7 protein-coding genes and 1 other RNA gene are annotated in these 11630 nt (G+C 56.3%); 3 read left to right on the top strand and 5 right to left on the bottom strand.

What is annotated here, in order from left to right; genetic code table 11:
• Positions 1 to 71 precede the first annotated feature (71 nt).
• Both CFT68_RS11060 and CFT68_RS11055 read right to left on the bottom strand, forming a co-directional pair.
• Positions 72 to 389: a cupin domain-containing protein gene (locus tag CFT68_RS11060; RefSeq protein ID WP_088843472.1), complete on the bottom strand. Its 318-nt coding sequence runs from the start codon at positions 387 to 389 to the stop codon at positions 72 to 74.
• 138 nt (positions 390 to 527) lie between these two features.
• A complete protein-coding gene (locus CFT68_RS11055; protein ID WP_088843471.1) occupies positions 528 to 827 on the bottom strand; it encodes a DUF3817 domain-containing protein in 300 nt (99 codons plus the stop codon).
• Positions 828 to 1062: 235 nt separating this feature from the next.
• On the opposite strand from CFT68_RS11055, the gene CFT68_RS11050 reads away from it, so the two are divergent.
• Complete coding sequence (locus tag CFT68_RS11050) at positions 1063 to 1749, top strand: ferritin-like domain-containing protein (protein WP_088843470.1); 687 nt, start codon at positions 1063 to 1065, stop codon at positions 1747 to 1749.
• Positions 1750 to 1991: 242 nt separating this feature from the next.
• A complete protein-coding gene (locus CFT68_RS11045; RefSeq protein WP_088843469.1) occupies positions 1992 to 3479 on the top strand; it encodes a serine hydrolase domain-containing protein in 1488 nt (495 codons plus the stop codon).
• A 644-nt stretch (positions 3480 to 4123) separates the two neighbouring features.
• On the opposite strand, the gene icd is transcribed toward CFT68_RS11045, so the two are convergent.
• The 3 genes from icd to dnaX all read right to left on the bottom strand — a co-directional run bounded on the left by icd (position 4124) and on the right by dnaX (position 10957).
• Complete coding sequence (icd, locus tag CFT68_RS11040; RefSeq protein ID WP_088843468.1) at positions 4124 to 5386, bottom strand: NADP-dependent isocitrate dehydrogenase; 1263 nt, start codon at positions 5384 to 5386, stop codon at positions 4124 to 4126.
• 124 nt (positions 5387 to 5510) lie between these two features.
• The gene (locus CFT68_RS11035) at positions 5511 to 8474 is read right to left on the bottom strand and encodes a M16 family metallopeptidase (protein WP_245815348.1); all 2964 of its coding nucleotides are present in this window, start codon (positions 8472 to 8474) and stop codon (positions 5511 to 5513) included.
• Between the two features lie 311 nt (positions 8475 to 8785).
• Entirely contained in the window at positions 8786 to 10957 is a 2172-nt protein-coding gene (gene dnaX, locus CFT68_RS11030) for a DNA polymerase III subunit gamma/tau (RefSeq protein WP_088843467.1), read from the bottom strand.
• A 244-nt stretch (positions 10958 to 11201) separates the two neighbouring features.
• Between dnaX and ssrA the strand changes: the two genes are divergently transcribed.
• Positions 11202 to 11571: a transfer-messenger RNA gene (gene ssrA / locus CFT68_RS11025) on the top strand.
• Positions 11572 to 11630 lie beyond the last annotated feature (59 nt).

Here is an 11630-nt window from a genome sequence, read left to right as displayed (position 1 = left end):
CTCCCGGCTCTACTCAGGCATAAAAAAAGCCTTCCCAAAGGAAGGCTCTTCTAAAAAAGCGAATACCGAAACTACCGGTAAATCAGGATTCGGGCTGGCTCCCGGCACGATAAGGCATGAGGCGCACCAGCCGGAATAATGACGTAGTCTCCGGCTTCTACTTCAGTGGGAGTGCCGTCTACCGTGATGATCAGGCGGCCCGCTAATACGGTTACCAGCACATCCATGGGGGCATCGTGCGTGGGCATTACTTCGCCCTGCCTGAAGGTTTTGAAGATGACTTTTTGCCCGTTTTTTTCGAGCAAAACCTGGGCTTTGGTTTCTCCAAGGGGCGTGTGGCCGCCAGCAAGCAAACTGCCGCTGCGAAAAGAAGTGGAGGTAACAGACATGGTGCTTTGGGTAGATGATTAACCCAAAGCTAGGCCACCCCCGGGGGCTTCAACATGACCGGCGTCATGCCCGCTAGGCCACTTTGGTCAGCTAGCTTCGAGGCCCGCCGGAGCTGTGCCGCCAGCCGGCTGGTGCTGCTACTCCCGGAACAGCTTCTTGTCGGCCCAGAAGGTCCCGAGCGGCACCACCGAAACCACCAGCGCCAGCAGCATCTTCCGCCACGACCAGCTGTGCCCAATGCCGGCCTGAATCACGAGCAGCACATAGAGCACAAACAATACACCGTGGGCCATTCCTACTATGCGCACCGCTTCCGGCTGGCCCGCCAGATACTTCAGCGGCATGGCAATGCCCAGCAACACCAGAAACGAAACGCCTTCCAGAAACCCTACTACCCGCAAACGGCCCAGCGAATTGCGCAACAAAGAAGAAATCATATAGCCAGTAAAAGGCTGCAAGATACAACGGCCACGGTCATGACTGATGCAGGGAAACCATTACCAAAAGGCGCAAAGCTGCTGAGGCTCTTTAGGGGCCGAATGCGCCTAGCAAAGCTCAGTCGACCCGTCAGTAATGGCTGATCTTTCATAGCGCAAGTGGAAAGAACATTCAACTCATTGATATAGAATACCGTATTCTCAGATAGTCTATCATCCTATTATTTCCCTGATCATGAACCAGAACTCGCAAAAAACCGGCACGAATAGCAACCAACCAAGCGCTTACCGTTCCTTCTCTACCGATAGCCCTAACAACTCAGAAGATTCGTTCACCGAAAAGGCCACCAAATGGCTTAACCAGGGCAGCATGGGCGACATGATAGGCCGCCTGAGCACCACCCAAAAAGTGGTGGGTGGTGCCCTGCTCGTACTGGGTGTTGGCTCATTACTGCGCAGCGGAAAATCGGGCAAGGCAGGCAGTGGCCAGAAGGCCGATGCTTTGCATGAACTGCTCTACTTCGTGAATGACCGCATAGAAGGCTACCGCCGCGCCGTAACCGAAAGCCAGGACCCGGCACTCAGCGGCTTCTACAAGCAGCTAGTAAGCCAGAGCCAGCAGTTTGCCAACGAGCTAAATGGCTACCTACGCGAGCAGGGTGGCAAGCGGCAAACCAGCACCACGGTAAAAGGCAAGCTCTACCGTGGCTGGATGGATGCCAAAGCCGCCATCACCGGCTCCGATGAAAAAGCCATCCTCGGCTCCAACATCTACGGCGAAGAGTGGGCCCTGAAAGCCTATCAGGAAGCTCTGGCCGACCAATCCATCAGCGGCGGCATTCGCCAGGAAGTGGAGCGCCAGTACGAGCAGTCGCAGAAAACCTACAAGGAACTGCAGAAGCTACAAGAGAAGCAGGCCTAGGCCCATGCGGTACTAGCCGCTACAAACGCTCACCCGGAAACCCGTTGCTGGCACATTGTACATGTGTGTCAGCAACGGGTTTCTGGCTTTTATCCGTTCGGCCTGTATAGCATAGAAGTGGCCTAGGCCACTTAAGGGGAGAAAATAGAATATATGGGCAACCCTATATGGTGTTTGCGCATCTTGCCGGCATCAGCCTCAGTAGGCGGCTCATCAGTACGCGCACTTCTTACTTCTCTCCCATGAAAACGCTCCCAATCACCACCTGGCTCAGCCGGGTAGCCACCCTACTGCTGCTCCTAATTTGGTGCTACCAGGCCCACGCCCAAACGCCCGCCGATACACTCGACGCCTTCCTACTGGCCCGCATGCGCCAACAGCGGATTCCGGGCCTACAGCTGGCTGTTGTTCAGAGGGGCAAAATTGTGAAGCTAGGCCAGTATGGCGTGGCCAACCTCCAGGACTCCATTCCGGTAACTGCACAAACGCGCTTCACCATCAACTCCATCACGAAGGCCTTTACGGGCGTGGCCGTGATGCAGCTGGTAGAAGCCGGTAGGCTGGATCTGGCTGCGCCTACCTCGCGCTACATGAGTGGCCTACCCGCTGCCTGGCAACCCGTATCCGTCCGCCAGCTGCTCACGCACACTTCCGGCCTGCCCGAGGTAATGTCGGAAGACGAATTGCTGACGGAGGAAAATGCCAGTGCTATCTGGGCCAAGGTGCAAACCAAGCCCATGGACTTCCAGCCCGGCGAGAAGTTCGCCTACAACCAAACCAACTATGTACTGCTGGGCCAGATCATCGATAAGCTTAGCGGTCAGCCTTTCGCGCAGTTTATTCAGGAGAGGCAGCTCAACGTGGTCGGGATGCCGCGTACGGTGTTTGGCGATGCCCACGATGTTGTGCCCCACACCGCTAGGGGCTACACTTTCTACCATATGGTAGATGGGGAAATGGGCCGCTCCAAGCAGCTGCGGAATGTATTTGAGATGTTTCCGCCGTTTACACGCACGGCTGCCGGCCTGAACTCTACAGCCGAGGAACTAGCCCGTTGGGTACTAGCCCTGCAGCAGGGGAAACTCCTGAAAGCCAGTAGCCTCCCGGCTCTCTGGACGCCGGGCGTCCTGAACAACGGCACGCAGCGGGGCTTCAGCGGATTCCTGAACGGCTATGCGCTGGGGTGGCCTACCATCTCGCGGGCCGAGCACCCGGCCGTAGCGCCGGTAGGAGGGGGCCGCAACGCCCTATTTGTATACCCCAAAGATGAGCTGGCCATTATCGTGCTGACCAACCTGCAGGGCGCCAACCCTGATAATTTTGTGGATGAAATAGCCGCCCATTACCTCCCCGACATGCGCGCCACCGCCGGTTTCGGCCTGCCGCCCACCATCCGGGCGCTGCACCAGGAGCTTCGTAAGCGCGGCTTCTCACATGCCAATGCTCTAGTAAAGCAGGAAAAGAAAAAGAACCCCCAGTACCAGCTCCCCGAGGATGAGGTAAACGCGTGGGGCTACCGCCTCCTAAGCCAGGCCAAGCCCAAAGACGCCCTGGAAGTATTCAAACTGAACGTAGGCCTCTACCCTGAAAGTGCCAACGCCTACGACAGCCTCGCGGAAACCTACGCCGAGCTTGGCAACAAAGAGCTAGCCACCAAAAACTATCAACGCTCCCTCGCCCTAAACCCCAAAAACACCAGCGCCGCTGCGTATTTGGAAAACTTGAAATAGCAGGCAGATGAGGTATGCCAGAAGTGAAACAGGGCATCCAGTGGGTGCCCTGTTTTCGGTATAGAGGAGGTCGGGCGAAGTTATCGATGGCAATAACTTGTCTATGTTACTGGGTGCAATTGTAAGCTCGTCGCTGAACTCACTATTGTTCAATGGTGTGTTGTGCCTTTCAACAAATACTCGGAATCATGAGTGTGTATGGTGGCTTTCTACCAGTTTAGATTTGACTGTTGTTTTATAAAAGAAAGAGCCCAGTATATCCAGAATAGAATGACAGGTAGAGAGGTTAATGTAACAATGTTAATAATGCTGCCTCGCTGATATTCCCAAATATGACGGTAAGCAACAACTGTTACTATCGAATACCCACTCATCAAAAGAGATGTGATATTCATCAATATGAACAGCAGGTATATACTTATCCGATAAGTAAAGCCGCTTGCCCAAGAAGTTTCCAATAGATAAGCCTTTCCGCATAGGGAGCAAATAAGTAATAATGGTGCAAGCAGCGTAGCAATAATGACATTCGGCTTTCGAGAATCAGAGAATCCTAACATTATGTAGAAGTAAAGAGAAATGAAAACCCCGCGCCAGCCTTACAGCCAACGCGGGGTTTTCTTATTAATTGGCTATTGCCAAGCTAACTACATGCGCTCAATAATCTCGCTGCCGAACTCGCTGCACTTTAGCAGGGTGGCGCCTTCCATCAGACGCTCGAAGTCGTAGGTGACGCGCTTGGAGGCGATGGAGGCTTCGAGGCCTTTGTAGATCAGGTCGGCGGCTTCCTGCCAGCCTAGGTGCTCCAGCATGAGGGCACCAGACAGGATAACCGAGCCGGGGTTCACCTTGTCCTGGTTGGCGTACTTAGGCGCGGTGCCGTGGGTCGCTTCGAAGATGGCGTGACCGGTTACGTAGTTGATGTTGGCGCCGGGCGCAATGCCGATACCACCCACAATGGCGGCCAGCGCGTCGGAGATATAGTCGCCGTTCAGGTTTAGGGTAGCCACTACGGAGTAGTCGGCGGGACGGAGCAGAATCTGCTGCAGGAAGGCATCTGCAATGCTGTCCTTGATGAGGATTTTGCCACCATCCAGCGCGGCTTTCTGCTGCGCGTCGGCTACTTCCTGGCCCTGCTTAGCCAATACTTTATCGTACTGAGCCCAGGTGTATATTTTGTCGCCGAACTCGCGCTCAGCCAGCTCGTAGCCCCAGGTTTTGAAGGCGCCCTCGGTGAACTTCATGATGTTGCCCTTGTGCACGATGGTCACGGAAGGCTTGTTGTGCGAAATGGCGTACTCAATGGCTGCGCGCACCAGACGCTCGGTGCCCTCTTTCGACACAGGCTTAATGCCGAACGAAGACGTCTCGGGGAAGCGGATTTTCTTCACGCCCATCTCGTCCTGCAGGAATTCCAGCATTTTCTGAGCCTGGGGCGTACCGTTCATGTACTCAATGCCGGCATAGATATCCTCCGTGTTCTCGCGGAAGATGACCATATCCGTCAGCTCGGGGTGCTTCACAGGTGAAGGAACGCCATCAAACCAGCGCACGGGGCGCACGCAGGCGTACAGGTCTAGTTCCTGGCGCAGGGCCACGTTCAGAGAGCGGATACCGCCGCCCACGGGAGTTGTCAGGGGGCCTTTGATGCCCACCAGGTATTCCCGGAAAGCGTCGAGGGTTTCATTGGGCAACCAGTTACCCGTCTGCTTGAAAGATTTCTCACCAGCCAGTACCTCTTTCCAGATCAGCTTGCGCGACCCGCCGTAGGCCTTTGCCACAGCCGCGTCAAATACTCGTACGGAAGCCGCCCAAATGTCCGGACCCGTACCATCGCCCTCAATAAAAGGAATGATGGGTTGGTCAGGTACGTTCAGCTTGCCGTTTTTGATGGTGATTTTCTCTGCCATTGGAAAAAGATGTCAGGTGTTAAGTGACAGTTATTTAGGAGTTGTGGGGTTAGTAGAAGTAGAACCGTAGGCCACCTCTAGCCCGTCAGAGCATGACGGGCTAGAGGTGGCCTACGGTTACCGGTTAATAGCCGAAAATCTCTTTCAGCGTGAGTTGCTGGACCTGGCCGTACTTGGCTAGCTCCTTGAAATTGAGGCGGTCTTTCGAGCCGATAACCAGAATCGTTTGGTTCTGGCCTTTCACTTTCGCCTGCTGAAACTTCTGCAGATCCGCGAAGCTCATGTTCTGCGTCTTCTCATACACGTCGCGGCGCACATCATAGTCGAGGCCCAGGCGCTTGGCGCGCTCGTAGCTGAACAGCACATCCGACTTGGTGATGCGCTCCGTGGCAATGCTGTTGCGGATGGCGTTCTTGGCAATCTGCAGGTTGGCTTCGGCCACCGGCATATCGTTCAGCAGAGCTTCCATACCGGCCATAGCCTCAGGCAGCTTGTCGCTCTGCGTCCCGATGTAGCTGAGGTTGTAGCTGCTGCGGCCCAGCTTGTCGGCGTTGGCGTAACGCGAAGAGGCGGAGTAGGCCAGTGCCTTCGACTCGCGCAGTTCCTGAAACACAATGCTGCCCATGCTGCCCCCGAAATACTCGTTGTAGAGGCTTACTGTGGGTACAATGTTCTTGTCGTAGATGTCGCCCTTGGTCAGGAACAGGATTTCCGCCTGCACCATGTTGTAGTCCACCCAATACACCTTCCGTGCGTTCATGGGCTGCTCCGCGAAGTCCTTCGCGGCCGGAACTGCTTTGAGCGTGGCAGGCGTCTTGTGGTCGGTGTTCAGGGTAGTTACTAGGCCAGTAGCCGGGCGCGGACCGTAGTACAGCACACGGTGCTGATAGGTTGGAATCTGCTTGATGAGCGTGGTCAGCTGCTCGGGCTTCAGGGCCTTCAGTTCTTTCTCGCTTAGGCGGCTGGTGAAGGGGTTTTTCGAGCCATACTTAGCATAGTTCAGCATGGCCTGATTCAGAATCACGCCTTTGTTCAGCTTGGCATCTTGGCGCGACTTTAACTCACCGGCCACCATGTTCTGCAACGCGGCGGCATCAGGCTTGGGTGCGTTAATCAGGCTCTCGAACAGCTGCAATGCCGGCTCGAAATTGCTGTCTAGGCCACTCAGGCTCACAAAAATGCGGTCTTGGCCGCTGCTCACGGCGAAGGAACAACCCAGCTTGTAGAACTCCTGCTGCAGCTGCTCAGCCGTGTACTTGCCGGTGCCCAGGTACTGTAGGTAATCGGCAGCCAGGCCCAGACGCGGGTCGTTGTTCGTGCCCATATCGAGCACGTAGTACAGGTTGAAGAGGTTGTTCTCGGCGTTGCGGGTATAGAACACCGGCACGCCCGAAGCCAGCTTGGTTTCCTGGATGTCCTTTTTGTAATCGAGGAAAACAGGCTGCAGCTCCGGCGTAGATTTGTTGGTTACTTCTTTGTAGAACTCCGAAGCTACCTCGCGGTTTACGGGAACGGGCGTAATGGCGGGCTTCACCACTTTCACCTTGTTGGGGTCCTGGCCGGTGCGCTTGTACACGGCTACGTAGCTAGGGCCGTAGTACTGGTTCGCCACACGCACTACTTCTTCCTTCGTGATGGTCGCGAAATCGTCGAATTGCTTCAGGTAGTCCTTCCAGTCTTCGCGGGCCACGAAGGCCTCCACGAAGGCGCCAGCACGAGCCTCGTTGCTCTCGTAGCTCTTGGTGCGCTGCAGTTGCTCGTTGTTGATGATGGCCGGAATCAGCCACTCTGGGAAGTCGCCTTTCTTCACCTTCTCCAACTGGCCTAGCAGCAGGTCGCGCACCTGCTCCAGCTTCTGGCCCTGGCGCGGCGTAGCGTACAGAATGTGCGAGGAGTAGTCGTTGTTGATATCCGTGAAGGAAGCCGCGCTCAGCACGGCCTGCTTCTGGTTCAGGTTCAGGTCGATGAGGCCGGCCTGACCGTTGGTCAGGATCTTGTCCAGCATGCGCAGCACCAGCGCGTCGCGGGTCGCCACGCCGGGGAAGCGGTAGCCGAGCATCACGTTCTCCGCATCTGGGCCGATTACTTCCTTCACGATAGGCGCCGTAATGGGCGATTCTTTGGCAGGCGTGTAGGCCGGTACCGGCTTGCTTTGCAGCTTGCCAAAGTATTGATTGATGACGCGGATGGTCTGGTCGTAGTCTAGGTCGCCGGAGAGGCAGAGGGCTACGTTGTTCGGCACGTAATACTGGCCGAAGTACTTTTTGATTTCGGTGATAGACGGGTTCTGCAGGTGCTCAATCGTGCCGATGGTGGTCTGCGTGCCGTACTCGTGCTTCTGGTAGAGGTTGCGGTTGAGCATCTCCAACTCCTTGCGGAAGTCGCTGTCGAGGCCCCGGTTTTTCTCCTCATACACCGCCTCCAGCTCCGTATGGAACAGGCGCGGCACCATCTCGCCCAGCCGCTCGCTCTGAATGGCGGCCCACTTCTCAATCTGATTGCTTGGAATATCCTCCTGATAGACCGTCTGCTCCACCGAGGTGTAAGCGTTGGAGCCTTTCGCCCCGATGGCACCCATCACCTTGTCGTACTCATTGGCTACGGCATACTTGGCCGCCACACTCGATACAGAGTCAATCTGGTGGTAGAGCTTCTTGCGGCTGGCCACATCAGTCTGGGCACGATACTGCTCGTAAAGAGCCTCAATCTTGTCGAGTTCTACTTTCTCGGCGGCCCAGTTCTGAGTGCCTAGCTTGGAGGTGCCCTTGAACACCATGTGCTCCAGATAGTGCGCCAGGCCAGTGGCGTTGTGCGGATCGTTCTTGGAGCCGGCGCGCACCGCCATATAGGTCTGAATGCGAGGGGCGTCGTCGTAATCGGAGAGGTAAACGGTCAGGCCGTTGTCCAGGGTGTAGATGCGCGCTTTGAGCGGGTCGCCTTCTACGGTCTGGTACTTGTATTCCTTCTGTGAAGCAGAACTGGTAGTGGCCGAAGGAGTATCGGTGGCGGCTACCGGCTTGCTGGTCTGGCACTGGGTAAGGCTAAGCGCCGCAATAGCCGGGAGGAAAAGCAGAAAGGGTTTTTTCACGATAGACGCAGACGCAACAGGCAGGGCGAGGAATAAAGGAATCAAAGATAGGCGGCCTGTATTGGAATAAAAAGCCCGCTTTAGCCCTCCAGCCTGCGAAGTGCGAAAATTTGCGTATGAGAATCACGTATTTACCCCGGTGTTTCAAGCTCCGTAGTGGCCTACTGCTGAGTTTGCCAGCCCCTCATCGGGAGGCATAAAAAAGGACCGTGTGTCCTACGAGCGACTGGCCTACAACGGCTTGCTCTCGGGGCACACGGTCCTTTTGTGAGTTGCGGCACTGCGGAAAAAGCAGCCGACTGGCCTAGGGCCTAATCGGTATCCAGGCCTAGCTTCTGCTTCATTTCAGAAAGCATGGGGTACTTCTCCATCAGGTATTCCAGCTTATCGGTAGAGGTGTAGAGCTTGCGGCCGGTATCTACGCGCTCTACTACTTCCACCTGCACGTTGAGGCGCGGGTAGCCGGTGCGGCGGCGCAGCTCGCCCAGGAAACCGGCCCGGAACTCGTTGAACTGGTCTTCCTGCACGGGATTGTCCACGCGGAGCACTACTACGTGCTGCTCATTAGCCTGCACGGGGCGGTTCAGCACGCTGTACTCGCTCATGCTGTGCTGCTTGCGCTCTTCCAGCAGCTCTTTCCACACCCGCTGCAGCACCTCATCGTTGATGGGGGCCAGGCCCATAGTAGGGCCGCTGGGTTCCGTATCGACTAAGGCAGCCTTGCCCGCGGCCTGCTGCTCCATTTGCGCTTTCATGGCGCTCAGGCTACCTAGGCCAGGTATCTTGCTGCCTAGGCCTATCGGCTTGCTAGTGGGCAAACCGGGGCGGGGTGGGGGCAGGGGGGCTGCCGTTACGGGCGTTTGGCCGGGCTCGTGGCCGGCAATACTAGGCCTCCCGATTTCCACGTGTGGCACCGTGTCGCGAGCCTGCCGGGTAGCGGGCACCTCTGTGGCGGCTTCATCCTCAATGCTGGGCGTGCTGTGCAATTCCTCCACACCGCTCTCGATGGGCACAATCGGCTCGGGGTCAGCGGGAGCGTGGGCAAGTGGCCTAGCGGGGGTAGGAGCGGCGGCAGGCACGGTGGCTACTGCAGGTTGTGCAGGGCTGTTTCCAGTTGCCGGAATATAAGCTGCGGCCGTTTCTGCCGTACCGTTGGTGGTCAGCATTCCATCGGGGGCGGGAACTGCAGGAGCTACGCTACTTTTTTTTTTTGCCTCGCCGTTTTGTGGCGACGCGGCTTGAGCGTTGGCGGCGGGGCCAGCACCCATGTCGCGGGCAAACTGCACGGCGCCGTTGAGGTAGGCCAGCTTCATCAGCATCAGCTCTACGTGCAGGCGCTGGTTTTTGGCTTGCTTGAACTCCCGGTCGCACTGGCTTACCAGGTTTAGGCCCGACAGCAGAAAGGCCAACGGTGCGGCCTGGGCCTGCTGTACATAGCGCGCCCGAATGTTATCAGACACTTCCAGCAGCTGCACCGTAATGGGGTCCTTGCACACCAGCAGGCCACGCAAATGCTCGGCGGCACCCACCACGAAGTTGTGCAAATCGAAGCCGTTCTGGACTACCTCTTCCAGCAGCAGGAGCGTCTGAGACAGGTTCTCCGTCAGCAAAGCATCAACCAGCCGGAAATAGTACTCATAGTCCAGAATATGCAGGTTCTGGACCACATCCTTATAGCGCAGATCGTGGCCCGAGAAGGTCACCATCTGGTCGAACATGCTCAGGGCGTCGCGTAGGCCACCATCGGCCTTTTGGGCCAACAGGTGCAGCGCATCGTCCTCGGCCTTGATCTGCTCCTGGGTAGCCACGTAGCGCAAATGGCCCCGAATATCATCAACCCGAATCCGATTGAAATCGAAGATCTGGCAGCGCGAGAGAATCGTGGGGATGATCTTGTGCCGCTCGGTGGTAGCCAAGATGAAAATGGCGTAGCTCGGCGGCTCTTCCAGGGTTTTGAGGAAGGCATTGAAGGCCGCATTCGAGAGCATGTGCACCTCGTCGATGATGTACACCTTGAAGCGGCCCTGCTGCGGGGCGTAGCGCACCTGCTCCACGAGGCTGCGGATGTCTTCTACGGAGTTGTTGGAAGCGGCATCGAGCTCGTGTACGTTGAAAGAGGCGCTTTCCTGGAAGGCGCGGCACGAGCTGCACTTGCCGCAAGCTTCCAGCTCGAAAGGTGTGTTATCGGGGTCGGCAGACTGCTGAAGTGCATCGGGCACAATCTCGGGCTGCGTTTTCAGCAGCTCCGAAACGGGGCGTCCTTTACGCACATGTTCCTCTACAAACTCGCAATTGATGGTTTTGGCCAGAATCCGAGCGCAGGTGGTTTTGCCCACCCCGCGCGGACCGCAAAACAGAAACGCCTGCGCCAGATGCTGAGAGGCAATGGCGTTCTGCAGCGTGGTGGTAACGTGCTGCTGCCCAACTACGCTGCGAAACGTGGCGGGACGATATTTGCGGGCTGAAACAACGAAATTCTCCATACGACTAGCCACAAAGATACCCCGAAAACCCGGGCTTTGGAAGGGCTCTTGGCCAAGTTGAAGACAGGAAACAGAACAATTATTGTGGGTTTAGCAAGCCAGAAAAAGCAGCAGCCTATAAGGCAAAAACAACGCTTTGTTGACTGGCCTAGCGGGAACAATTTCGAGCTTTCACAACGTTTTCTCCCTGATGTGCGTACATTCGCACCCCGTCCTTTGTGGCGGGTCTCGTTCTTTCTAAATTGGGGCTGACCGGAATTGACAGCTTGTGCAGGTCGCGAGTAAGCGTGTCGGGAGTTGGATAAATCTCCCGCCAAAAATTCATCCAAACAACAACCGGCGAGTATAGCTACGCCATGGCTGCCTAGTCTAGGTACTAAGCACTGTCATCGTCCCGCACCCGTCTTCCTTCTCACGGGTGAGTTCGGGGCGTCGTAAGTAGTAGGATAGTCCTGGGGGCGCTGCGACCCTTCGGCGAAACTCAAGCAGATAAGGACAAACCAAGGGCCTGATGTGCGCCTGGAATGTCTCGAAAATTTAAGCATAGATACACACGTAGAAAGCTCGACGCTCTCCTTGTCTGGACCAGGGTTCGAATCCCTGCAGCTCCACTGAAAAGGCCTTCCCACAATTGGGAAGGCCTTTTTTATTTTCTGCCCCTACGTATGCCCAA

This window comes from Hymenobacter gelipurpurascens, from assembly GCF_900187375.1.
Taxonomy (GTDB): domain Bacteria; phylum Bacteroidota; class Bacteroidia; order Cytophagales; family Hymenobacteraceae; genus Hymenobacter; species Hymenobacter gelipurpurascens.
The sequence above is the reverse complement of the archived record's forward strand: the minus strand, read 5'-3'. Positions and strand labels throughout refer to the sequence as shown.